We start from the raw sequence: 23293 nt of genomic DNA, 5'->3' as shown, positions 1-23293 counted from the left end.
CCACACTAATCCTCGGACGCCGCCGCCCGTGGTCAGTGTGCGGCCTCGTTCCAGTCGTGCCCGCGACCCACCTGCACGTCGAGCGGCACCGACAGATCCGCGGCGTCGCCCATGCGCGTGCGCACGATGCGCTCGGCGGCATCCCACTCCCCCGGGGCGACCTCGAGCACGAGCTCGTCGTGGATCTGCAGCAGCACCCGCGAGCGGAGCCCTTCGCGGCGGATGTCGTCGTGGATGTGGAACAGCGCGATCTTCATGATGTCGGCGGCGCTGCCCTGGATCGGGGCGTTCAGCGCTGCGCGCTCGGCGTTCTCCCGCAGCACGCGGTTCGGGCTGGCGAGGTCGGGGAACGGGCGACGGCGTCCGAAGATCGTCTCGGTGTAGCCGACCTCCTTGGCCGCGAGAACGGAGGCGCGCAGGTAGTCACGCACGGCGCCGAAGCGCGCGAAGTACTCGATCATGAGCTGCTTCGCCTCGGACTGCTCGATACGCAGCTGCTTCGAGAGGCCGAACGCCGAGAGGCCGTAGACCAGGCCGTACGACATCGCCTTGACCTTGGTGCGCATCGCGGCGGTGACATCGCCCGGCTCGACCCCGAACACCCGAGCGCCGACGAACCGGTGGAGGTCCTCTCCGCTGTTGAAGGCTTCGATCAGGCCCTCATCGCCCGACAGATGCGCCATGATGCGCATCTCGATCTGGGAGTAGTCGGCCGTGAGCAGCGCTTCGTAGCCGTCGCCGACCTGGAACGCGCTGCGGATGCGCCGCGATTCCTCTGTGCGCACCGGGATGTTCTGCAGATTCGGGTCGGTGCTCGAGAGCCGCCCGGTCTGGCTTCCGGTCTGCACGTAGGTCGTGTGGATGCGCGCGTCGTCGCCGATCGCCGTGTCGAGCGACTCGATGATCTGACGTAGCTTGGTGGCCTCGCGGTGCTGCAGCAGCAGGTTGAGGAACGGGTGCGGGTTCGACTCCTGCAGGTCGGCGAGCACGGCGGCATCCGTCGAGTAGCCCGTCTTCGTCTTGCGCGTTTTGGGCAGCTGGAGATCTTCGAAGAGAACCTCCTGCAGTTGCTTGGGCGAGCCGAGGTTGAACTCGCGGCCGACGATGCCGAACGCCTCCTGAGCGATGCCCTCGGCGCGGGTCGCGAGTTCGCCGGAGAACGTCGACAGCACCTCGTGGGAGACCGCGACCCCGGCCAGTTCCATGTCGGCCAGCGCGAGCAGCGTGGGCAGCTCGATGTCGGTCAGCACGGCGGCCACCGACTCGGGGATGTCGTCGCGCAGCGCGGTCGCGACGCGCAGTGCGAACCACGCCTCCTGCGCGGGAGTCGCCCCCTCGGTCTCGGGCACGAGTTGAGACGGGTCGGCCTCGGGGAGCTTCTCGCCGAGGTAGCGCTCGACCAGGTCGCCGAGAGTCTTGTCGGGGAAGCTCGGGCGCAGGAGCCAGCCGGCGAGGCTCGTGTCGTACGCGAGGCCGCCGAGGCGGATGCCTGCTCGGTTCAGCGCCTTCAGCTGACCCTTGGCGTCGTGCAGGACCTTGGGACGATCGGACTCGAGCCAGGAGCGCAGCTCGTCGGCCGCGGCATCCGTCCAATCGGTCTCGCGAAGCTCGGAGTCGGAAGCGACCCCCAGACGCACCGGAAGCCCGCTCTGCGTGAGCACACGGAGTGAGAGCTCGCCCTGCACGGCTTCCGCCCACGTCGCGAGTTCGCCAGCCACCACCTGCTGCGGAACCGGCAGCTCGACCACCGCGGCCGGGTCTTCGGCGACCTCGCCGGCGCCGACGGCTTCGAACACGCGCGGCAGCAGTGTGCGGAACTCGAGGCGCGCGAAGATGTCGCGCACGGCCTGCGCGTCGATGGGAGCGACTGCCAGATCGTCGGGTGAGACGGGGAGCTCGACGTCGGTGAGCAGACGGTTGAGCTTGCGATTGCGGCGCACGTCGTCGATGTGATCGCGCAGGTTCCCTCCCACGACACCCTTGATCTCCTCGGCACGAGCGAGCAGATCGTCGAGCGACCCGAACTGTGTCAACCACTTCACGGCGGTCTTCTCGCCCACCTTGGGCACGCCAGGCAGATTGTCGCTGGTCTCGCCCACGAGCGCGGCGATGTCGGGGTACTGCTCGGGACGTACGCCGTAGCGCTCCTGCACGGTCACCGGGTCGTATCGCTTGAGCTGCGACACGCCCTGCACCGACGGGTACAGCAGCGTGACGTCGTCGTTCACGAGCTGGATGGTGTCGCGATCGCCGGAGACGACGAGCACCTGATAGCCCTGCTCCGCACCCTGCGACGACAGGGTGGCGAGGATGTCGTCGGCCTCGATGCCCTCTTTCGTGAGCACCGGGATCGACATCGCCGCGAGGCAGTCCTGCAGCAGCGGGATCTGACCGCGGAACTCCTGCGGCGTCTCGGACCGCGTCGCCTTGTACTCGGGGTACTCATCGGTGCGGAACGAGTGCCGCGAGGTGTCGAAAGCGATCGCCATGTGCGTCGGCTGCTCGGCCTTGATCAGGTTCACCAGCATCGACAGGAACCCGTAGATCGCGTTCGTGTGCTGGTTGTCCTTGGTTGTGAAGTTCTCGACCGGCAGCGCGAAGAAGGCGCGATAGGCGAGCGAATGGCCGTCGACGACCATGAGGGTAGGCTTTGCGGAGTCCGTCACCCTGTCAGCCTAACGAGGACCACGGACACGCGCTGAGGAGGATGCATGAGCGACGTCGCGACGAGCGAAGGACTCGAGTGGGCCACGGCCCGTGGAATGGGCGCCCTGGCCGAGAAGATGGGCATCGAGTTCACCGAGTTCAGCATCGAGCGCTCGGTCGGCACGATGCCGGTCGAGGGCAACACCCAGCCGGTGGGCCTTCTGCACGGCGGCGCCTACGTGGTGCTCGGCGAGTCACTGGGGTCGATGGCGGCCAATCTGCACGCGGGCCCCGGGCGGCTGGCGGTCGGTGTCGACATCAACGCCACGCACACGCGTTCCGCGACCTCGGGGATCGTGACCGGGGTGTGCACGCCGATCCATCTCGGAGGCAGCATCGCGGTGCACGAGATCGTGGTGACCGACGATCAGGGACGGCGCTGCTCGACCATCCGCATCACCAACATGATCAAGGACGCCCCGAAGGCTCGGTGATCCCCTCATCCAGCAGCCGCTGGAAGAGGACGTGGTCCTGCCACTCCCCCGCGATCTCCAGATAGCGCGGGGCGATGCCGATGCGGGTGAAGCCGTTCGCGGCGAGTACCCGCTGGGAGGCGGCGTTGTGCAGCAGCGTCGCCGCCTGCACGCGGTGCAGTCCCAGGGAATCGCGCGCGTGACGGAGCACTGCGGCGACCGCGCGCGTCGCGAGTCCGCGTCTCGTCGAGTCCGCGGCGATCCAGTAGCCCAGATCCCCGCTGAGGAACGGCCCGCGCACGATGCCGTTGAGGTTCATCCTGCCGACGATCCGGTCGTCGGGTGCCGTCACCACGAATCGGATGCTGCGTCCCGTCTGCGCTTCGGCGACGGTGCGGTGTACGTCCCGCTCCTGCCACTCCTCCGTGAAGAACTCCTCTGTGCGAGCGGGTTCCCAGGGATCGAGGTGGGCACGATCGGCCGCGTACGCGCGCGCCAGAGCAGCGCCGTCGCCCGTGCGGACCGGACGGAGGGTGTGCTCGGGGTCGAGCCGGAACACTACTTCTTCGGAGCGAGCTGCTCGATGATCGCCTTGGCGACGTCCTGCATCGTGAGACGACGATCCATCGACGCCTTCTGGATCCAGCGGAACGCCTCGGGCTCGCTGAGCCCCATCTTCTCGTTCAGCAGGCCCTTGGCGCGATCGACGAGCTTGCGGGTCTCGAAGCGCTCGACCATGTCGGCGACCTCGGCCTCGAGCGTGATGATCTGCTCATGACGCGCCAGTGCGATCTCGATCGCCGGCAGCAGGTCGTTCGGCGTGAACGGCTTGACCACGTAGGCCAGAGCGCCGGCCTCGCTCGCGCGCTCGACGAGTTCCTTCTGGCTGAAGGCGGTCAGCAGCACGACCGGGGCGATGTTGCCCTTGTGCAGCTTCTCGGCGGCGCTGATGCCGTCGAGCTGAGGCATCTTGACGTCCATGATGACGAGGTCGGGACGCAGTTCGGTCGCGAGCGCGACAGCGGTCTCGCCGTCGCCGGCCTCTCCCACCACGTCGAAGCCGTTGTCGCGGAGGATCTCGACGATGTCGAGACGGATCAGCGATTCGTCCTCGGCGACGACGACGCGTCGGGGTGCGGATGACGTGGGCTGTTCAGCCAGTTCTTGCTCGGTCACGTACCCATCCTACTGGAGTGCGTCTCCGCCACGGCCGTGCGCGTCGGCACGGCGTCGGGACGGCTGCTTCTGCGCTACAGTCGTAGTCGCGATACACGGGCCGGCGTGGCGGAATGGCAGACGCGGAGCACTCAAAATGCTTTGTCCGAAAGGGCGTGTGGGTTCGAGTCCCACCGCCGGCACACAGACAGATCGACTCATCCCGCCATGAGTTCGAGTTCCTCGACGACCCGCGGATCGGCGAGGATCCGGAAGTGCCCTCCGGTGTCGAGTCGGACGTTCTTGGCGCCCGGCAGCTCGCTCCCCTCAGGGATGTGCGGGTCGAATCCCGCATAGATCGAAACGATCCGCGCGTTCGCATCGACACTGCGGGAGAGCGCGACGATGCCCGGATCCTCGGGCGAGAACGCGCGCAGGGTGCGCGAGGGGATCCGCCTCGCGTAGCGCGAACCGCGGAACGGCGTCGCGACCGCGAGCATCGCTCGAACGCGAGCGCCCTCCCGCCCGGTCATCACCATCTTCCCGGCAAGTCCCCCTTTGCTATGGGCGACGAGGATCACGTCACGCAGATCGTTCTCGTCCAGATAGTCCTCGACGAGCGCCGCCATCTCTGCGACCGGACGCTGGCTGTGCTCCAGCGTCTCGAGCACGTGAACCCTGTGCCCTCGGTCGTTGAGTCGAGCGACCAGCGGCTCCAGGAATCGCCACGTCTCATAGACACCAGGGAGTATGACCAACGGTGCACGCTCCCCCTCGGCGTAGGCCTCCGCGCTGCTCCGACTCAGGAAAGCGCGCGCCTGCCAGTACCCTGCGTAGGCGTAATCGGCCGCCCACCAGGCTGCCTTGCGGATCGCGCAGGCCGTCATCGGTCCCCGTCATCGCACCACGCCGACCCGGCGATGGGATCGTTCAGGCCTCGGATCACCAGCACCGGCACGAGAAGCCCTCCAACGACGTCCTCCAGCGCGTACCGCAACATGTGCCGCGCCTGTGCGAGGTACCACGGCACCCCGCACCGCAGGTAGTCGGCGAAGACGAGCGCGTTCGTCGCGGGGCTCTCCCCGCGGTGTCGACCGCGAGCGCGAACGCCTGGGCAGGGAGCGAACGGTGCTCGTCGTCCGCGACCGGGCCGATCAGCACCAGGGTGGTGCCGGGTCGTACCCGTGACGACTCCGAAGACGGTTCCGTCGACAACGAGACGGCGACGGCGGAGATCCATGTTCGCACGCTACCCGTGCGAGGCGATGTGCGTCACCGGGTTGACGTGGCGGACGACGAAGGGGCGGAGCCGAAGCCCCGCCCCTTCCCGACCCTCGGGTCAGACGCCTTCCTTGTAGATCGGAGCGGCGCCGTTGACGGCGTCTCCGACCTTGTGGACGCGGATGTCGTTGGTCGAACCGGCAATTCCGGGAGGGGACCCGGAGATGACGACGACCTTGTCGCCCTCGACGGCGAGGCCGTTGGAGAGCAGGTAGTCGTCGACCTGGAGGTACATGAGGTCGGTGTGCTGCACCATCTCGACGAGCGTCGACTGGATGCCCCAGGTCAGCGCCATACGACGACGGATGTCGGGCTCCGGCGTGAACGCGAGCATCGGGATGCGCGAACGCAGGCGCGACAGGCGACGAGCGCTGTCACCGGACTGCGTGAACACGCAGAGGAACTTCGCCTCGACGAACTCCGCGACCTCGAGGGCGGCGAGCGTGATCGCCCCGCCCTGCGTGCGCGGCTTGGTCGTCAGGGGCGCGATGCGCTCCAGGCCGTGCTCTTCGGTCGACTCGACGATGCGGGCCATGGTCTCGACGGTGACGACCGGATAGTCGCCGACGCTGGTCTCGCCCGAGAGCATGACGGCATCCGCACCGTCGAGCACGGCGTTGGCGACGTCCGAGGTCTCGGCGCGCGTCGGGACCGGGCTGTTGATCATCGACTCGAGCATCTGCGTCGCGACGATGACGGGCTTCGCGTTGCGGCGAGCGAGCTCGACGGCGCGCTTCTGCACGATCGGCACGGCTTCGAGCGGCAGCTCGACACCCAGGTCGCCGCGGGCGACCATGATGGCGTCGAACGCGTCGACGATGCCCTCGAGCGCGTCGACCGCCTGCGGCTTCTCGACCTTGGCGATCACGGGGACGCGCACGCCTTCCTCGGCCATGATCTCGTGCACGCGCGTGACGTCCTCCGCGTTGCGGACGAACGAGAGGGCGATCAGGTCGGCGCCGATGCGCAGACCCCACCGGAGGTCCTCCTCGTCCTTCTCGCTCAGCGCCGGAACGTTGACCGCGACGCCGGGGAGGTTGATGCCCTTGTTGTTCGAGACGGCACCGGCGACGACGACCTTGGTGGTCACCGTCACGCCGTCGGTCTCGACGACCTCGACGCGCACCTTGCCGTCGTCGATCAGGAGGAAGTCTCCCGGCTTGACGTCCTGGGGCAGGCCCTTGAAGGTCGTGCCGGAGATGTCCTTGTTGCCGACGATGTCTTCGGTCGTGATCTTGAAGATGTCGCCCTGGGCGAGCTCGTAGGGGCCGCCCTCGAACTTGCCCAGACGGATCTTCGGCCCCTGCAGGTCGACGAGGATCGCGACCGCGCGTCCCGAGTCCTCTGCGGCGCGCCGCACGTTCGCGTAGTTGTTCTCGTGCACGGAGTAGTCACCGTGGCTGAGGTTCAGGCGTGCGACATCCACACCGGCGTCGATCAGCGCACGCACGGTCTCATAGGTGGAAGTTGCGGGGCCCAGGGTGGCGACGATTTTCGCGCGTCTCAACAGATTCTCCAGGGGATAAAGGGATAGAACTCGGGCGACACTGCCGGCCTCAGCCTACGCGGGCTGAAGGCCGATAGCGACATCGTGCGGCTGAACGGGAGACGGCAGAACGGTGCTGCCCATCAGGTACAGGTCGACGCTCGCGGCCGCGGCGCGGCCCTCGGCGATGGCCCACACGATGAGCGACTGTCCGCGTCCGGCATCACCCGCGACGAACACGCCCGGGATGGTCGACTCGTAGGTCGCGTCGCGCCGGAAGGCACCGCGATCGGTGAGCTGCGGACGGGTGTCCTCGGTGAAGCCGTCGGTCTCGGGACCGGTGAAGCCCATGGCGATCAGCACGAGGTCCGCGGGGATCTCGCGCTCCGTGCCGCTCTTGGGCACGCGGCGTCCGTCGATGTACTCGGTCTCGGCGACGCGCAGCGCGCGCACCTCTCCGACCTCGTTCGAGAGGAACTCCACGGTCGACGCGAGGAACACGCGCTCCCCGCCCTCCTCGTGGGCGGAGGAGACCTCGAACACGGTCGGCATCATCGGCCACGGCTGGTGGTCGGGGCGCGTCTCGCCCGGCTGCTTGCCGATCGCGAGGTTGGTCACGCTCAGCGCACCCTGGCGGTGCGCGGTGCCGATGCAGTCGGCTCCGGTGTCTCCACCGCCGATGACGATGACGTGCTTGCCCTCGGCCGAGATCTGGTCGGTGACCGTGTCTCCGGCGACGGCATGGTTCGACTCGACGAGGTACTCCATGGCGAAGTGCACACCGTCGAGGTCGCGGCCCGGGATCGACAGGTCGCGGGGAACCGTCGAACCGGTGGCGATGACGACCGCGTCGTACCGGGCGCGCAGGTCGGCCCACGAGATGTCCTTGCCGATCTCGACGCCCGCGCGGAAGCGGGTGCCCTCCTCCTGCATCTGGCGCAGACGCGACTCGAGCTGCCCCTTCTCCATCTTGAAGTCCGGAATGCCGTAGCGGAGCAGGCCGCCGATGCGGTCGTCGCGCTCGAACACGGCGACGGTGTGCCCGGCGCGCGTGAGCTGCTGCGCGGCGGCGAGGCCGGCGGGGCCGGAACCGACGACCGCGACGGTCTTGCCGGTCAGGCGCTCCGGAGGCTGCGCCTCGACCCATCCCTTGGAGAAGGCCTCATCGATGATCGAGACCTCGATCTGCTTGATCGTCACGGCGGGCTGGTTGATGCCCAGCACGCAGGAGCTCTCGCAGGGCGCCGGGCACAGACGGCCCGTGAACTCCGGGAAGTTGTTCGTCGCGTGCAGACGGTCGATCGCCGCGCGACCTTCTCCGCGCCACGTCAGGTCGTTCCACTCCGGGATCAGGTTGCCCAGCGGGCAACCCGAATGGCAGAACGGCACGCCGCAGTCCATGCATCGGCCTGCCTGGCGCCGGAGCACCGCCTTGTCGCCCGGCTCGTAGACCTCTTTCCAGTCCATGATGCGGACGGGAACCGGACGGCGAGCGGGGAGCTCGCGCTCGGTTACCTTCAGAAAGCCTTTGGGATCAGCCACCGGTCACCTCCAGGATGCGGTTCCAGACGATGTCGCCGTCGGGGTCGATCCCCTCGGCCACTGCCTCCTCGCGCATGCTGCGCACGGCGGCGAAATCACGCGGGAGGACCTTGACGAACTCCGCCGAGACCTCGGCGAAGCGGTCGAGGAGTTCGGTGCCGAGCGGCGACGCGGTGCGTTCGACGTGCTCGACGAGGAGACTGCGCAGCACCTCGAGATCGGCGCGGTCGAGCGGCTCGAGGAGCAGCTCGCCGCTGCCGAGGGACTGCGCGTTGATCTTGGCGGTGTCGAGCGCGTGCACGTACGCCACTCCCCCGGACATACCGGCGCCGAAGTTGCGGCCCGTCGAGCCCAGGATGACGGCCAGACCACCGGTCATGTACTCGAGCGCGTGGTCGCCCACGCCCTCGACGACGGCGGTGGCACCGGAGTTCCGGACGAGGAAGCGCTCGCCCACGACGCCCGAGATGAACATCGTGCCCGCGGTCGCTCCGTAGCCGATGACGTTGCCGGCGATCACGTTCTCCTGCGGCGCGATCTGCGAGCCGCGGGGCGGCCGGATCGTGATGTCGCCACCGGAGAGGCCCTTGCCGACGTAGTCGTTCGCGTCGCCCTCGAGCCGCAGCACGATGCCCTGCGGCATGAAGGCGCCGAGCGACTGCCCGGCGGTGCCGTGCAGAGTGACGTCGATCGTGCCGCGGGGCAGCCCGGCCGCGCCGTGACGCGCCGTGACCTGGTGGCCCAGCATCGTGCCGACCGCACGCTCGGTGTTGGCGATGGGCAGCTCCACGACGACGGGCTCTCCGTTGAGGAGGGCGTTCTTCGCGATGTCGATGAGCTGCACGTCGAAGTGCTTCTCCAGCTCGTGGTCCTGCGTCCGGCCGCTGCGACGCGGCTCGCCGGCCGGGAAGACCGGTCCTTCGAGCACGGGCGTCAGATCGAGGCCGTCGGTCTTCCAGTGCTCGATGGCCGCGTTCGTCTCGAGCAGCTCGGCGCGTCCCACGATCTCGTCGATCGAGCGGAATCCGAGCTCTGCGAGCAGTTCACGCACCTCTTCGGCGATGAACTCCATGAAGTTCACGACGAACTCGGGCTTTCCGGTGAACCGCTCGCGCAGCGCCGGGTTCTGCGTTGCGACGCCGACGGGGCAGGTGTCGAGGTGGCAGACGCGCATCATGATGCAGCCGCTGACGACGAGGGGCGCGGTCGCGAAACCGAACTCCTCGGCGCCGAGCAGCGCGCCGATGATGACGTCACGACCGGTCTTCAGCTGCCCGTCGACCTGCACGACCACGCGGTCGCGCATGCCGTTGAGCATGAGGGTCTGCTGGGTCTCGGCGAGACCGAGCTCCCACGGCGTTCCGGCGTGCTTGAGGGAGTTCAGCGGGCTGGCACCCGTTCCCCCGTCGTGGCCGGAGACGAGGATGACGTCGCTGAGCGCCTTCGCGACGCCGGCCGAGACCGCGCCGATGCCCGATTGGCTGACCAGCTTCGTGTGGATACGCGCCTCGGGGTTGGCCCTCTTCAGATCGAAGATGAGCTGCTTGAGGTCCTCGATCGAGTAGATGTCGTGGTGCGGTGGCGGCGAGATGAGGCCGACTCCCGGGGTGCCGCCGCGTGTGCGCGCCACCCAGGGGTACACCTTCTGCGGCGGCAGCTGACCGCCCTCGCCGGGCTTGGCGCCCTGCGCGAGCTTGATCTGGATGTCGTCGGACTCGGTGAGGTATTGGCTCGTCACGCCGAAGCGACCCGAGGCCACCTGCTTGATCGCGCTGCGGCGCTCCGGGTCGAGCAGACGCTCGGAGTCCTCACCGCCCTCACCGGTGTTCGACTTGCCGCCGATGCGGTTCATCGCGATCGCCAGCGTCTCGTGCGCCTCCTGGGAGATGGAGCCGTAGCTCATCGCTCCGGTCGAAAAGCGCTTGACGATGGCGGAGACGGGTTCCACCTCGTCGATCGGAACCGGCTTGCGGGTTCCGGTGCGCAACGTGAACAGACCGCGCAGGGTCTTGAGCTCCGCCGCCTGGTCGTCGACGAGCTTGGTGTACTCGCGGAAGATGTCGTAGCGGCGGGTGCGCGTGGAGTGCTGCAGCTTGAACACCGTCTCCGGGCTGAAGAGGTGGGGCGAGCCGTCGCGGCGCCACTGGTACTCGCCGCCGGTCCACAGGCGCTCGTGCGCACGGGCCGCGGCATCCTCCGGATAGGCGTAGTCGTGACGGGCCTGGTTCTCGGCGAAGACCTCGTCGATGCCGATCCCGCCGAGCTTCGACTCGGTGCGGGTGAAGTAGGCGTCGATGAACTCCTGGCTGAGGCCGACGGCCTCGAACACCTGCGCGCCGGCATACGACGACACCGTGGAGATGCCCATCTTCGACATGATCTTGAGCACGCCCTTGCCGAGCGCGTAGATCAGGTTGCGGACGGCCTTCTCCGGCGAGATGCCGGTGATGTAACCGGTGCGCACGAGGTGCTCGACCGTTTCCATCGCCAGGTAGGGGTTCACGGCGGACGCGCCGTACCCGATGAGCGTGGCCACGTGATGGACCTCGCGCACATCTCCGGCCTCGACGATCAGGCCGACCTTCATGCGGTTCTCGCGACGGATGAGGTGGTGATGCACCGCCGCGACCATCAGCAGCGACGGGATCGGCACGAGATCCTTGTTCGAGTCGCGATCCGACAGGATGATGAACTCCGCGCCCGCCTCGATCGCCGCATCGACCTCTGCGCACATCTCATCGAGACGATCGGTGAGCGTCTGGGGTCCGGCGTCGAAGTGGTAGAGACCGCGGATGGTGACGCTCGAACGGTCGGGCAGCGCCTTGTCGATGTGACGGATCTTGGCGAGCTCGTCGTTGTCGATGACCGGGAAGTCGAGCGACACGGTGCGGGTGTGCTCGGGGCCCCACGACAGCAGGTTGCTCTCGGGGCCGAGTCCGAGCTTGAGGCTCGTGACGACCTCTTCACGGATCGAGTCCAGCGGCGGGTTCGTCACCTGGGCGAACTGCTGCGTGAAGTAGTCGAACAGCAGACGAGGACGCTTGCTGAGCACGGCGATGGGCGTGTCGGAGCCCATGGCACCGAGCGGCTCCGCGCCGTTCTGGCCCATCGGGGTCAGGAGGATGCGGACCTCCTCCTCGGTGTAGCCGAACGTGCGCTGGCGGCGCGTGATGGATGCCGGCGGGTGCACGATGTGCTCGCGCTCGGGCAGTTCGGCCAGACGCACGGAACCCGCGTCGAGCCACTCCTGCCACGGCTGCTGAGTGGAGAGCTCGCGCTTGATCTCCTCGTCCTCGACGATCCGGCGCTGCGCGGTGTCGACGAGGAACATCTTCCCCGGGCGCAGGCGACCGCGGCGCTTGATGCGCTCCGGCTCGAAGGTGAGCACGCCGGTCTCGGAGCCGATGACGATGAGACCGTCGGTGGTCTCCGTCCAGCGCCCCGGACGCAGACCGTTGCGGTCGAGCGTCGCGCCGACGAGCGTGCCGTCCGTGAAGATGAGTGCGGCCGGGCCGTCCCACGGCTCCATCTGGTTCGAGTGGTACTCGTAGAAGGCGCGCAGCTCCGGCGTGATGTCGGTCTGCTTCTCGTACGCTTCGGGAACCATCATCATGATGGCGTGCGGCAGGCTGCGGCCGGTCAGCGTGAGCAGCTCCAGCACCTCGTCGAAGGAGGCGGAGTCGCTGGCGCCGTCGGTGCAGATCGGCAGCAGGGGGCGCACGTCGCCGAGCAGTTCGGACTCGAGCTGCGACTGACGGGCGCGCATCCAGTTGCGGTTGCCGCCGACGGTGTTGATCTCGCCGTTGTGGGCGAGCATGCGCAGCGGCTGCGCGAGCGGCCACGACGGGAAGGTGTTTGTCGAGTAGCGGGAGTGCACGACCGCGAGCTCGGAGGCGAAGCGCTCGTCCTGGAGATCCGGGTAGAACGGCTCGAGCTGGAGTGTCGTGACCATGCCCTTGTAGCCGAGCGTGCGGCTCGACAGCGACACGAAGTAGGCGCCGAGCTCATGGCCTGCGCGCTTGCGGAGACGATAGGCGACTCGGTCGAGCGCGATGTCCGTGAGGGGCGCATGCGCGTGGGTCGTTCCCCCGGCGCTCACGAAGAGCTGCTCGAAGGCGGGACGGGCCTCGTCGGCCAGCTTGCCGAGGTGCTCGTTGACCGTGGGGACCTCGCGCCAGCCGAGGACGCGCAGTCCCTCGGCGCGGGCGATCTTCTCGATGCCGGCCTTCTGCTGGCGGCGATCGCTGGAATCGCGGGGCAGGAACGCGAGCCCCGCGGCGTACTCCCCCACCGGCGGCAGGTCGAAGTCGGTAACCGCGCGGAGGAACGCATCCGGCATCTGGGTCAGGATGCCCGCTCCGTCACCGGTGCCGGCATCCGAGCCGATCGCACCGCGGTGCTCGAGGTTGCGCAGCGCCTCGAGCGCGAGCGCGATGATGTCGTGCCCGGCGTAGCCGCGCAGCGTCGCGACCATGGCCAGGCCGCAGGCATCCTTCTCGAACGCCGGGTTGTACATGCCCTGCTTCGGGGGATAAGCGCCGGAGGCGCCGTAAGGGGGCTGGAAGTACACCAGTTACCGTCCTCAGATATTCAAGTGACACCGGGGACGACGTTGGCCCGCTCGTTCAGTGCAATGGTTCTCTCGCGCCACGAGGTGGCGGCTATCGGGAGCCGTTCTCGCTCGTGGGAGCGGTGCTTGTGGCGGTAGCTCCTGCGGTGACGTCGTCTGCCGGAGGCTCGCTCACGTCGACGAAGTCAGAGGGATTGTCCTGCGATTGTACATCAGCGTCGTCCTGGTCCTTCCGCGACCGGCCGGGCGCGTACGGCGACGGCTCGAGTCCGGGGTGGCGACGCGTCTGCACGACGAGGATCACGAGACCCACGATGATGCCGAGGATCGCGGCTGCGACGTTGCTTCGCAGGCCGAGGATGATCTCGCTCGGGTCGATGCGGATCGACTCCCAGACGACGCGTCCTGCGCTGTACCAGATGAGGTAGATCGCGAAGAGGCGGCCCCACTGGAAGAACAGCTTGCGACCGAGCCACAGCAGCACGATGACGCCCAGGCCGTTCCAGATGACCTCGTAGAGGAAGGTCGGGTGGAAGAGCGTGCCCTCCGGGAGTCCGGGCGGGAAGGCGCTGTTCGTCGACTCGATCTCGAGTCCCCAGGGCAGGTCGGTCGGGAGACCGAAGAGCTCGTGGTTGAACCAGTTGCCGAAGCGGCCCATCGCCTGCGCGAGGAGCAGTCCCGGCGCGAGGGCGTCGGCGAACGTCCAGAACCGGATGCCGGTCCACTTGCAGCCGAGGTACGCACCGACTGCACCGCCGATGAGGGCGCCGAAGATGGCGATGCCACCCTCCCAGATCGCCCAGACGGATCCCGGCTGGAACGGGTTCCAGGTGTTGATGCCCTCGCCGAAGTAGTCGTTCGGGTGGGTGGCGACGTGGAAGATCCGCGCACCGATGATGGCGAGCGGGACGGCGAGGATCGAGATGTCGATGACGACCCACGGCTCCGCTCCGCGCTTGGTGAGGCGGTGGTTGGTCAGCAGGGTGGCGACGATGATCCCCGCGATGATGCACAGCGCGTAGTAGTGGATCGTGAGCGGCCCGAGAGTGAAGGAGGACACGGGCGGGCTCGGGATGCTGGTGAGCACGCCGGTGAGGGTGCTGTGGAGCGCGAGGGACATGAGTGCGATCCTACTTCTCGGTGACGGGGCGCGACGACGACGTGCCGTCGGCCAGGGTTCGGGTGACCTCGGCGAGAGCGTCGAGGCCCCCGTCGCGGAGGGCGCGGACGAGCGCCGTACCGACGATCGCACCGTCGGCGTACTCGGACACCGCGGCGATCTGCTCGGGCGTGGAGATGCCGATCCCGACGCAGGCCCGTGTGGCGCCCTGTGCGCGCAGGCGCCCGACGAGGGTACGGGCGGCGCGGTCCAGTTCGGCCCGTTCCCCCGTGATCCCCATGGTCGAGACGGTGTAGACGAAACCGGTGGACGAACGCACGACCAGGGCGAGTCGTTCATCGGACGAGGTCGGCGCGGCGAGGAAGACCCGGTCGAGGCCGGTGCGCTCGCTCGCGGCGATCCACTCGTCGGCGACCTCGGGCGTGATGTCGGGGGTGATGAGCCCCGCCCCACCGGCGGCGAGCAGGTCGTCGGCGTACCGGTCGACGCCGTACTGCACGACCGGGTTCCAGTAGGTCATGACGAGGACCGGAACATCGGTGGCCGCGGTGATGGCGCGCAGCGCGGTGAAGAGATCGGCCGTCCGGAAGCCGGCGGCCAGCGCGGCGGTCGTCGCCTCCTGGATGACGGCGCCGTCCATGACCGGATCACTGTAGGGCGGTCCGAGCTCGATGATGTCGACCCCGTTGCGGGCGAGGGTGATCGCCGCCTGGATGCTCGTCTCGAGATCGGGGTAGCCGACCGGGAGGTAGCCGACGAAGACCTTGCGCCCCTCGGACTCCGCCTTCTCGAAGGCGCGCTCGATGCGACTCACTGATCTCCTCCATCGGTCGTCGAGGCGTCGTAGAGGTCGAAGTAGGTCGCGGCCGTCGCCATGTCCTTGTCCCCGCGTCCCGACAGGCACACCGCGATGACGGCATCCGGTCCGAGTTCGCGTCCGATGCGCAACGCGCCGGCGAGAGCGTGGGCCGACTCGATGGCCGGGATGATGCCCTCGGTGCGGCTGAGCAGGCGCAGCGCCTGCATCGCCTCGTCATCCGTGGCGGGGATGTATGTGGCTCGCCCGATGTCGGCGAGCCACGAATGCTCCGGCCCGACCCCCGGGTAGTCGAGGCCGGCCGAGATCGAGTGGGACTCGACGGTCTGGCCGTCGCCGTCCTGCAGAACGTAGGTGCGCGAACCGTGGAGCACGCCCGGACGGCCGCGCTCGATCGACGCCGCGTGCCGCGGGGTGTCGACGCCGTCGCCCGCGGCCTCGACGCCGTACAGTCGCACGCCCTCGTCGTCGAGGAACGCGTCGAACATGCCGATCGCGTTGGAGCCCCCGCCGACGCACGCGACGACGGCGTCCGGAAGGCGTCCGACCTCGGAGAGGAGCTGCTCGCGCGCCTCTTCGCCGATGATCTTCTGGAAGTCTCGGACCATCGCCGGGAACGGGTGCGGACCCGCGGCGGTGCCGAAGATGTAGTTGGTGGTCTCGACCGAGGCGACCCAGTCGCGGTAGGCGTCGTTGATCGCGTCCTTCAGGGTGCGCGAGCCCGAGGTCACCGCGACGACCTCTGCACCGAGCAGCCGCATGCGCGCGACGTTGAGCGCCTGGCGCTCGGTGTCGACCTCGCCCATGTAGATCGTGCACTCGAGTCCGAAGAGCGCCGCGGCGGTGGCGGTGGCGACTCCGTGCTGCCCGGCACCGGTCTCGGCGATGACGCGGGTCTTGCCCAGGCGCTTCGTCAGCAGCGCCTGCCCCAGAACGTTGTTGATCTTGTGGGAACCCGTGTGGTTGAGGTCCTCGCGCTTGAGGAAGACGCGCGCTCCCCCGGCGTGCTCGGCGAAACGCGGCACCTCGGTGAGGATCGACGGGCGTCCGGCGTAGGAGGTCAGGAGCCCGGCGAGTTCCGCGCGGAATTCCGGATCGGCGACCGCGGCCTCGTAGGCCGCCGTCAGCTCGTCGATCGCCGCGATGAGCGATTCCGGCATGTACCGGCCACCGAAGCTTCCGAAGTACGGACCATGCTGTTCACGCAGGCTCATTCGCCGGCCTCCAGGAAAGTGGTGAGTGTCGCGACCGGGTCGCCGGTGACGAGTGCCTCGCCGATGAGGACGACGTCGGCGCCCGCACCCCGGTAGTGAGCGACGTCGGCGGGTGTGAGGACCGCGGACTCGGCGATCTTGATCGCGGAGTCCGGGATGCGGTCGGACAGTCGTCCGAAGAGATCGCGATCGAGCTCGAGCGTCGTCAGGTCGCGTGCGTTCACCCCGATGAGCGGTGCGCCGAGATCGATCGCCGCCTCCAGCTCGTCGGCGGAGTGCGTCTCGACGAGCGGCGTCATACCGAGCTCGCCGATGAACCCGAAGAGCTCCCGCAGCACGGCGGGCTCCAGTCCGGCGACGATCAGCAGCACCAGGTCGGCGCCGGCCGCGCGTGCTTCGAGCACCTGATAGCGGTTGGCGATGAAATCCTTGCGCAGCACCGGCAGCGACACACGGGCGGTGACGGCCTCGAGGTCGGCCAGACTGCCACCGAAACGACGCTCCTCGGTCAGCACGCTGATCGCCGACGCACCGCCGGTCTCGTACAGCGAGGCCTGGAGTGCCGGATCGGGGATGTCGGCGAGTGCCCCGCGCGACGGACTCGCACGCTTGACCTCGGCGATGATCTTCACTCGCTCCGCGGGCGCGAGGAAAGACAGCGCATCCTTCGCGGCGGGCCGCGCGAGGGCTTCTCGCTCGACCTGCGCCAACGGACGCGACAGGGCGCGACGCTCGGCGTCTGCGACAGCGCCGGCCGTCAGGTCGGCGAGAACCACTAGTGCGCCTTCGGCGAGTACTTGGGGCCCTTCACGCCGTAACCGGCCTTGGCGAGGATCCAACCGACGAGCGCACCGATCGGGATCAACGCGGCCGTGATCCACACGAGGGTCGGCTGCTCGAAGCAGAACGCGACCGTGGCGGCGGTGAAGCCGATGAGCATGATCACGACAGCGGTCCACGCCGCAGGCGAGTGTCCGTGGCCGGGGTCGGCGATCGGGTTGGTCATGGTCTCCTCCGGGGAACGACAGCGGGATCGGATTCAGTCTATCGGGGTCATCGGGTCGGATCGGTTCCGCGGGACAGGTCGTCCCAGGAATCGATCGCGTCGACGGGGCCGTCGGTGTGGGCGGGGACGTCGTCTCCCGTGCGGTACCGACGCCCGCCGCTCTTCCAGCGTCGCCAGGTGCACAGCGCGAAAACCGCGGCGGCGAGGAGCAGCACCCACCCGACCAGTGCGATGACCGGCCAGGCCGAGGGGGTGATCGACGCGACGACCGTCTCGACGGCGGATTCACCGGCGAGACCCGTCGCTTCGGTCACCGTCGGAGCCACGGCCGACAGCGGCACCCCGACGAGCATCTGGAGCGTCGACCACCCGAGGAACACGGCGGCCACGGCGGCGAGCACCGCGAAGATCAAGCGCAGTACCGGGCCGGCGATCGACAGCGCCGCGCCGAGTGCGAGCACGGCGAGACTCAGCGGGGCGAGCAGCACCAGAGCGGATGCTCCGGGGACGAGGATCTCGGCACCGGCATCCGCTCGCTGCACGGTCAGCCAGGTCTGCGTCGACGAGATGATCCCGATCGCGCCGGCGAGAAGGAACCCGAGGAGGGTGATCGAACGTCCGCGTCGCGCCACGTTCATTCGGACGCGCCCCCGACCGCGGCTTCGAGATCGGTCGTGTCGAAGCACGTGCGCGTCCCCGTGTGGCACGCGGGGCCGGTCTGATCGACCGAGAGCAGGATCGCGTCGCCGTCGCAGTCGAGTCGGGCTCCGTGCACGACCTGGATGTTGCCGGAGGTGTCGCCCTTGCGCCAGTACTCCTGGCGGGAACGCGACCAGTACGTCGCACGACCGGACGTGAGAGTGCGCCGCAGGGCCTCCTCGTCGACCCACGCCATCATGAGCACCTCGTGCGAGTCGTATTGCTGCACGATCACCGGGGCGAGCCCATCGGAGTTCCAGGCCACCTGGGCGACTCTGGCATCGAGATCGGTCATCGGACCAGCACTCCTTCTGCGCGCAGCGCATCCTTCACGTCGCCGACGGTCAGCGCGCCCGTGTGGAACACGCTGGCGGCGAGCACGGCATCGGCTCCCGCGTGGATCGCCGGGGCGAAGTGCTCCACGGCACCGGCACCACCGGAGGCGATCACGGGGACGGTCGCGACCTCACGCATGAGGCTCACCAGCTCGAGGTCGAAACCGTCGCGCGTGCCATCCGCGTCGATCGAGTTCACGAGAAGCTCTCCGGCGCCGCGCTCGGCAGCTTCGCGCGCCCACTCCAGGGCATCGAGCGTCGTCTGCGTGCGGCCTCCGTGCGTGGTGACGACGAAACCGGAAGCGGTGTTCCCCGCGCGCTTGACGTCGAGCGACAGCACGAGCACCTGTGCGCCGAAGCGGTCGGCGATCTCGCCGATGAGGTCGGGCCGCGCGATGGCCGCGGAGTTGACGCCGACCTTGTCCGCGCCCACGGCCAGAAGCCGAGCCACGTCGTCGACGGAGCGCACTCCCCCGCCGACGGTCAACGGCACGAAGACCTGCTCCGCCGTGCGCTGCACGACGTCGTAGGTCGTCGCACGGGCGTCGACCGTGGCCGTGACATCGAGGAAGGTGATCTCGTCCGCGCCCTGAGCGGCGTAGTGCCGGGCGAGTTCGACAGGGTCCCCCATGTCGCGGAGGTTCTCGAAGTTCACGCCCTTCACGACGCGGCCGTCGGCGACGTCGAGGCACGGGATCACGCGCCGCGCGAGAGCCATCAGAGCCTCGCGGCGTGGATGGCGGTGACGAGGATCGCCCGCGCTCCGAGCGCGTAGAGGTCGTCCATCACCTGGTTCACGCGCTTGCGCGGGATCATCACCCGGACGGCGACCCAGGCGGGATCGCGCAGTGGCGAGATCGTCGGAGACTCGCGCCCCGGAGCGATCGCGACGGCCTGATCGACGAGTTCGGCCGGCAGGTCGTAGTCGACCAGCACGTAGCGGCGGGCGACCATCACGCCGCGCAGGCGACGCAGCAGCGTGTCGGTTCCATCTGCATCGCCGTCACGGCTGATCAGCACGGCTTCGGACTCGAGGATCACCGGGCCGAAGATCTCCAGACCCGCCTGGCGGAGGGTCGTACCGGTCGAGACAACATCGGCCACGGCATCCGCCACTCCCAGGCGCACGGCCGACTCGACGGCACCGTCGAGCTGCACGAGTTCGGCGGTGACACCGTGCTCGCGCAGGAAGGCTCCGACGAGGCCCGGGTAGGCGGACGCGACGCGCACGCCCTCGAGGTCCTCCAGCGAGGAGAAACGCCCCGGAGGGCCCGCGAAGCGGAACGTCGAGCCACCGAATCCGAGCTGCTCGATCTCGCGCGCGGGCTGCTGCACGTCGAGGAGGAGGTCACGACCGGTGATCCCCACGTCGAGCGCGCCGGACGCCACATAGGTGGCGATGTCGCGCGGGCGGAGGAAGAAGAACTCGACGTCGTTCTCGGCGTCGATCACGTGCAGGGTCTTGGGGTCGCGCCGGCCGGCGTATCCGGCCTCCGCGAGCATCTCGGCGGCGGTCTCGGAGAGAGAGCCCTTGTTGGGAACGGCAATGCGCAGCATGTCTGACTTTCAGATCGAATCGGGATGGGCGGAGCGCATCACAGATGTCGATAGACGTCCTGCAGGGAGAGTCCCTTCGCGAGCATCATCACCTGAACGTGGTAGAGCAGCTGGGAGATCTCCTCGGCGGCGGCCTCATCGGATTCGTACTCCGAGGCCATCCAGACCTCGGCGGCCTCCTCGACGATCTTCTTGCCGATGGTGTGCACGCCGCCGTCGAGCTCGGCGACCGTGCCCGATCCCTCGGGTCGGGTCTCGGCCTTGACGCTGAGCTCGGCGAACAGCTCGTCGAAAGTCTTCACGCTTCCAGGCTACCGGCTCCCGCGAGGCCCCTGAGCCGCGTGACGGCGGCTTCGACGTCGTCGGCACCGTACACCGCCGATCCCGCGACGAAGGTGTCGGCCCCCGCGGCTGCGGCGATCTCGATCGTGCGATCGGAGATCCCCCCGTCCACCTGCAACCAGACATCGGATCCCCGACGCCGCGCCTCGTCGGCGAGTCCGCGCAGCTTCGGCATCGTCTCGGGCATGAACCCCTGGCCGCCGAAGCCGGGCTCGACGGTCATCACGAGGATCTGATCGAACTCGTCGAGGATGTCGTAGAGACTCTCCCCCGCCGTCCCCGGCTTGATCGCCACGCCGGCACGCGCGCCGATGTCGCGCAGACGGCGGGCGAGCACCACCGGATCGGCGGCGGCCTCGAGATGGAACGTCACGCTCGCGGCCCCCAGCTCGGCGTAACCGGGAGCCCAGCGGTCGGGATCCGAGATCATCAGATGCACGTCGAGCGGGATCGGACTCGTCGCCTGGATGCGCTCGACCATCTGCGGTCCGAACGTCAGATTCGGCACGAAGTGGTTGTCCATGACGTCGACGTGCGCGAAGTCGGCGGAGGCGATCTTCGCGAGGTCCCTCTGCATGTTGACGAAATCGGCGGCGAGGATGCTCGGGTTGATGCGCGGCGCGCGGGGAAGCTCCACGGTCACTCTCCCTTCGGTACGCGCTGCAGGAGCGCGAGGAACATGGCGTCGGTGCCGTGACGGTGCGGCCACAGCTGGACGGAACCGGACTCGGCGCGGCCGTCGGATGCGAGATCGATCGGCGAACGGGAGATCTCGGAGATCACGGCCCGGGCATCGAGCTCGACGAGGTCCTCCCTCCCGCGCAGAACCTCCTGCACCACTCCGGTCGTCTCGGCGAGGTGAGGCGAGCAGGTGACGTAGGCCACGATGCCGCCGGGCGCGAGGGCGTCGACCGCCGCCGACAGCAACTGCTCCTGGAGCGGAACCAGCTCGGCGACATCGGCGGGTGACTTGCGCCAGCGCGCCTCCGGGCGTCGCCTCAGCGCACCGAGACCGGTGCAGGGAGCGTCGACGAGCACGCGATCGAACTCGCCGGGGCGAGAGGCGGCGAGCACACGGCCATCGTCTTCGTGCACCGGGATGTCTCCGGGGACCGGGCGCAGCGCGCTGCGCACCAGCCCCGCGCGGGTCGGGACCACCTCGTTCGCTTCGAGCACGGCGCCGGTCTCGTGGGCGATCGCGCCGAGCAGAGCGGTCTTGCCGCCGGGGCCCGCGCAGAGGTCGAGCCACTTCTCTCCCGGGGCGATCGGCTTCGCCGCGGCGAGAGCCAGCGCGACGAGCTGCGAGCCCTCGTCCTGCACGCGGACGGTTCCGCGCGCATCGGTGATGATGCGGTGGGGATCGCCGCCGGGTGATCCGAACGCGGTCGCGGCATACGGGCGACGGGGCTCCGCCGGCTCGGCGAGCCCGGGAAGGGCGACCAGCGTCACCTCGGGAGAGGCGTTGTCGGCCTCGAGAAGCGCATCGAGCTCCGACACCCGGCCCTCGGCGTCGAGCGCGCGGCGAAGCGCACGGATCACCCAGACGGGGTGCGCGCTGCGCAGTGCCAGGCGCTCGTCATCGGACCGCGCGGACGATTCGATCCTGTCCTGCCACTCGCCCGGCGTCTCGCGCGAGACTCGGCGGAGCACGGCGTTGGCGAAGCTCGACGCTCCCCGGCTCACCTCGGTGGCGACGATGTTCACCGACTCGTTCACCGCGGCGTGCGATGCCACGCGCGTGGCGAGCAGCTGATGCACGGCCAGGCGCAGCGCATCGAGGACCGCGGGATCGATCGAGTCGACCGGACGATCGGCGGCGGCGGAGATGATCGCGTCGTAGGTGCCGCGGCGGCGGAGTGTGCCGTAGGTCAGCTCGGTCGCCAGCGCCGCGTCCTGCGGAGTGAGACCGGCCTCGCCGATCGCGTGCGGCAGCGCGAGGTTCGCGTACGCGTCGTCCTCGGACACGGCACGAAGCACTCCGTAGGCCACCCGTCGTGCGGGCTGCACGGTGCGGGCCTGCACCCGCTGACCGCTGCCCCGTGCCGATCGCTGCGTGGCATCGGTCCGGGGACGGGAGGGCCCGGGCTTGCCCGGGCGCCGTCGCTTGTCGTCGCTCATGATCCTGCACGCATCCCTTCGGCGTCCCGCTGTCCGCGCCACCAGTCGGCGGCGTTCATCGCTCCCTTGCCCGCGGGCTGCACGCGCGTGACGGCGAGCGGGGCCGACGCGGTGCCGATCAGCACCGCCGTCTTCGTCGCGCTGATCTCCCCCGGTGCGAGCTGAGCCCTCTCGGCAGCAGGAGCGGCTTCGAGGATCTTCACCCGCTGTCCGCCGACGGTCGTATGCGCGCCGGGTTCGGGGGTGACCCCGCGGAACCGCGCGAAGACGACCTCGACCGGGGCCGACCAGTCGAGGGCGCCGTCCTCGAGCGTGAGTTTGGGGGCGAAGGAGGGCTCTCCCGTCTGGGGAACGGCGCGGGCGCTGCCGTCGGCGATCGCGGCGACCACGTCGGCGGTGAGCGCCGCACCGTCGTCGGCGAGTGCCGCGAGGGCGACGTCCGCGGTCGACGAGTCGGGAAGCGCGATCTCCCGCGTCGCGAACACATCGCCCGCGTCGAGCTCTGCGACGAGCCGGAACACGCTCGCACCGAGCACGGGATCGCCGGCGATCAGCGCGCGCTGCACCGGTGCGGCGCCGCGCCACGCGGGCAGGATCGAGAAATGCAGGTTGATCCAGCCCTCGCGGGGCCCCGAGAGGAGCGGCTCCCGCACGAGGCCACCGTAGGCGACGATCACGCCGAGCTCCGGCTCGAGGGCGAGGATGCGTTCGGTCGCCTCGGCGTCGAGGCGGGCAGCGGCGATGACGGGGATGCCGAGCTCGACAGCGGCCTGGGCGACCGGGGACGGCGTGAGCACCCGCTTGCGTCCGAGCGGCGCGTCGGGTCGTGTGACGACACCGACGACATCGTGCTCGGTCGCCAGGCGGCGGAGCGTGGGAACGGCAGCGGCCGGTGTGCCGGCGAAGACGAGGCGCATGAAAGGTTCTCCGGA

21 protein-coding genes and 1 tRNA gene are annotated in these 23293 nt (G+C 69.0%); 2 read left to right on the top strand and 20 right to left on the bottom strand.

The features are described from left to right. Positions 1 to 32: 32 nt before the first annotated feature. The gene (gene polA / locus ACI2JZ_RS02380; protein ID WP_247622476.1) at positions 33 to 2666 is read right to left on the bottom strand and encodes a DNA polymerase I; all 2634 of its coding nucleotides are present in this window, start codon (positions 2664 to 2666) and stop codon (positions 33 to 35) included. A gap of 45 nt (positions 2667 to 2711) precedes the next feature. Here polA and ACI2JZ_RS02375 point away from each other — a divergent pair, with 45 nt between their 5' ends. After that, entirely contained in the window at positions 2712 to 3140 is a 429-nt protein-coding gene (locus tag ACI2JZ_RS02375) for a hotdog fold thioesterase (RefSeq protein ID WP_404596398.1), read from the top strand. On the opposite strand, the gene ACI2JZ_RS02370 is transcribed toward ACI2JZ_RS02375, so the two are convergent. Next, positions 3115 to 3678: a GNAT family N-acetyltransferase gene (locus ACI2JZ_RS02370; protein ID WP_404596397.1), complete on the bottom strand. Its 564-nt coding sequence runs from the start codon at positions 3676 to 3678 to the stop codon at positions 3115 to 3117. The genes ACI2JZ_RS02375 and ACI2JZ_RS02370 overlap by 26 nt on opposite strands. Continuing rightward, positions 3678 to 4295, bottom strand: coding sequence for an ANTAR domain-containing response regulator (locus ACI2JZ_RS02365; protein WP_247622473.1), 618 nt, complete (start codon positions 4293 to 4295; stop codon positions 3678 to 3680). Before ACI2JZ_RS02365 ends, ACI2JZ_RS02370 begins: the two co-directional genes overlap by 1 nt. Before the next feature lie 99 nt (positions 4296 to 4394). Here ACI2JZ_RS02365 and ACI2JZ_RS02360 point away from each other — a divergent pair. After that, positions 4395 to 4477: transfer RNA gene (locus tag ACI2JZ_RS02360), tRNA-Leu, on the top strand. A 15-nt stretch (positions 4478 to 4492) separates the two neighbouring features. On the opposite strand, the gene ACI2JZ_RS02355 is transcribed toward ACI2JZ_RS02360, so the two are convergent. The 17 genes from ACI2JZ_RS02355 to fmt form a co-directional block, all read right to left on the bottom strand. Continuing rightward, complete coding sequence (locus ACI2JZ_RS02355; protein WP_404596396.1) at positions 4493 to 5161, bottom strand: esterase/lipase family protein; 669 nt, start codon at positions 5159 to 5161, stop codon at positions 4493 to 4495. Positions 5162 to 5613: 452 nt separating this feature from the next. Then, a complete protein-coding gene (gene pyk, locus ACI2JZ_RS02350) occupies positions 5614 to 7062 on the bottom strand; it encodes a pyruvate kinase (RefSeq protein WP_404596394.1) in 1449 nt (482 codons plus the stop codon). Between the two features lie 54 nt (positions 7063 to 7116). Beyond that, positions 7117 to 8583, bottom strand: coding sequence for a glutamate synthase subunit beta (locus tag ACI2JZ_RS02345; RefSeq protein WP_404596393.1), 1467 nt, complete (start codon positions 8581 to 8583; stop codon positions 7117 to 7119). After that, complete coding sequence (gltB, locus tag ACI2JZ_RS02340; RefSeq protein WP_247957605.1) at positions 8576 to 13099, bottom strand: glutamate synthase large subunit; 4524 nt, start codon at positions 13097 to 13099, stop codon at positions 8576 to 8578. The genes ACI2JZ_RS02345 and gltB overlap by 8 nt, the downstream gene beginning before the upstream one ends. 145 nt (positions 13100 to 13244) lie before the next feature. Beyond that, a complete protein-coding gene (lgt, locus tag ACI2JZ_RS02335; protein WP_404596392.1) occupies positions 13245 to 14273 on the bottom strand; it encodes a prolipoprotein diacylglyceryl transferase in 1029 nt (342 codons plus the stop codon). Between the two features lie 10 nt (positions 14274 to 14283). Then, complete coding sequence (gene trpA, locus ACI2JZ_RS02330) at positions 14284 to 15087, bottom strand: tryptophan synthase subunit alpha (protein ID WP_247622467.1); 804 nt, start codon at positions 15085 to 15087, stop codon at positions 14284 to 14286. Beyond that, on the bottom strand, positions 15084 to 16304 hold the full coding sequence (gene trpB / locus ACI2JZ_RS02325) for a tryptophan synthase subunit beta (RefSeq protein ID WP_404596391.1): 1221 nt from the start codon (positions 16302 to 16304) through the stop codon (positions 15084 to 15086). The genes trpA and trpB overlap by 4 nt, the downstream gene beginning before the upstream one ends. Then, entirely contained in the window at positions 16301 to 17080 is a 780-nt protein-coding gene (gene trpC, locus ACI2JZ_RS02320; RefSeq protein ID WP_404596390.1) for an indole-3-glycerol phosphate synthase TrpC, read from the bottom strand. Before trpC ends, trpB begins: the two co-directional genes overlap by 4 nt. Continuing rightward, positions 17080 to 17310, bottom strand: a complete 231-nt coding sequence (locus ACI2JZ_RS02315) for an HGxxPAAW family protein (protein WP_247622464.1) — start codon at positions 17308 to 17310, stop codon at positions 17080 to 17082. Before ACI2JZ_RS02315 ends, trpC begins: the two co-directional genes overlap by 1 nt. 47 nt (positions 17311 to 17357) lie before the next feature. Then, positions 17358 to 17948: a Trp biosynthesis-associated membrane protein gene (locus ACI2JZ_RS02310; protein ID WP_404596389.1), complete on the bottom strand. Its 591-nt coding sequence runs from the start codon at positions 17946 to 17948 to the stop codon at positions 17358 to 17360. Continuing rightward, a complete protein-coding gene (gene hisI, locus ACI2JZ_RS02305) occupies positions 17945 to 18304 on the bottom strand; it encodes a phosphoribosyl-AMP cyclohydrolase (protein WP_247632203.1) in 360 nt (119 codons plus the stop codon). The genes ACI2JZ_RS02310 and hisI overlap by 4 nt, the downstream gene beginning before the upstream one ends. Beyond that, entirely contained in the window at positions 18301 to 19062 is a 762-nt protein-coding gene (hisF, locus tag ACI2JZ_RS02300) for an imidazole glycerol phosphate synthase subunit HisF (RefSeq protein WP_404596388.1), read from the bottom strand. The genes hisI and hisF overlap by 4 nt, the downstream gene beginning before the upstream one ends. Then, the gene (gene hisG, locus ACI2JZ_RS02295) at positions 19062 to 19901 is read right to left on the bottom strand and encodes an ATP phosphoribosyltransferase (protein WP_247632201.1); all 840 of its coding nucleotides are present in this window, start codon (positions 19899 to 19901) and stop codon (positions 19062 to 19064) included. Before hisG ends, hisF begins: the two co-directional genes overlap by 1 nt. Positions 19902 to 19939: 38 nt before the next feature. Beyond that, the gene (locus ACI2JZ_RS02290; protein WP_017202142.1) at positions 19940 to 20203 is read right to left on the bottom strand and encodes a phosphoribosyl-ATP diphosphatase; all 264 of its coding nucleotides are present in this window, start codon (positions 20201 to 20203) and stop codon (positions 19940 to 19942) included. Then, complete coding sequence (rpe, locus tag ACI2JZ_RS02285; RefSeq protein ID WP_404596387.1) at positions 20200 to 20880, bottom strand: ribulose-phosphate 3-epimerase; 681 nt, start codon at positions 20878 to 20880, stop codon at positions 20200 to 20202. The genes ACI2JZ_RS02290 and rpe overlap by 4 nt, the downstream gene beginning before the upstream one ends. A gap of 2 nt (positions 20881 to 20882) precedes the next feature. Beyond that, positions 20883 to 22361: an RsmB/NOP family class I SAM-dependent RNA methyltransferase gene (locus tag ACI2JZ_RS02280; RefSeq protein WP_404596386.1), complete on the bottom strand. Its 1479-nt coding sequence runs from the start codon at positions 22359 to 22361 to the stop codon at positions 20883 to 20885. After that, positions 22358 to 23278 (bottom strand): methionyl-tRNA formyltransferase, encoded by a 921-nt coding sequence (gene fmt / locus ACI2JZ_RS02275; protein ID WP_336640352.1) that lies wholly within the window; start codon positions 23276 to 23278, stop codon positions 22358 to 22360. The genes ACI2JZ_RS02280 and fmt overlap by 4 nt, the downstream gene beginning before the upstream one ends. Positions 23279 to 23293 lie beyond the last annotated feature (15 nt).

It is taken from the genome of Microbacterium sp. NPDC087868, assembly GCF_044900755.1.
GTDB classification, from domain to species: domain Bacteria; phylum Actinomycetota; class Actinomycetes; order Actinomycetales; family Microbacteriaceae; genus Microbacterium; species Microbacterium galbinum.
This window is presented reverse-complemented; position numbering and strand designations above follow the sequence as displayed.

Coding starts and splice junctions, on each gene's coding strand:
- ACI2JZ_RS02375 (WP_404596398.1), top strand. CDS start 2,712: ATGAGCGACGTCGCGACGAGCGAAGGACTCGAGTGGGCCACGGCCCGT.
- ACI2JZ_RS02355 (WP_404596396.1), bottom strand. CDS start 5,161: ATGACGGCCTGCGCGATCCGCAAGGCAGCCTGGTGGGCGGCCGATTAC.
- gltB (WP_247957605.1), bottom strand. CDS start 13,099: ATGTACAACCCGGCGTTCGAGAAGGATGCCTGCGGCCTGGCCATGGTC.
- lgt (WP_404596392.1), bottom strand. CDS start 14,273: ATGTCCCTCGCGCTCCACAGCACCCTCACCGGCGTGCTCACCAGCATC.
- trpB (WP_404596391.1), bottom strand. CDS start 16,304: ATGAGCCTGCGTGAACAGCATGGTCCGTACTTCGGAAGCTTCGGTGGC.
- ACI2JZ_RS02315 (WP_247622464.1), bottom strand. CDS start 17,310: ATGACCAACCCGATCGCCGACCCCGGCCACGGACACTCGCCTGCGGCG.
- ACI2JZ_RS02310 (WP_404596389.1), bottom strand. CDS start 17,948: ATGAACGTGGCGCGACGCGGACGTTCGATCACCCTCCTCGGGTTCCTT.
- hisI (WP_247632203.1), bottom strand. CDS start 18,304: ATGACCGATCTCGATGCCAGAGTCGCCCAGGTGGCCTGGAACTCCGAT.
- hisF (WP_404596388.1), bottom strand. CDS start 19,062: ATGGCTCTCGCGCGGCGCGTGATCCCGTGCCTCGACGTCGCCGACGGC.
- hisG (WP_247632201.1), bottom strand. CDS start 19,901: ATGCTGCGCATTGCCGTTCCCAACAAGGGCTCTCTCTCCGAGACCGCC.
- ACI2JZ_RS02280 (WP_404596386.1), bottom strand. CDS start 22,361: ATGAGCGACGACAAGCGACGGCGCCCGGGCAAGCCCGGGCCCTCCCGT.
- fmt (WP_336640352.1), bottom strand. CDS start 23,278: ATGCGCCTCGTCTTCGCCGGCACACCGGCCGCTGCCGTTCCCACGCTC.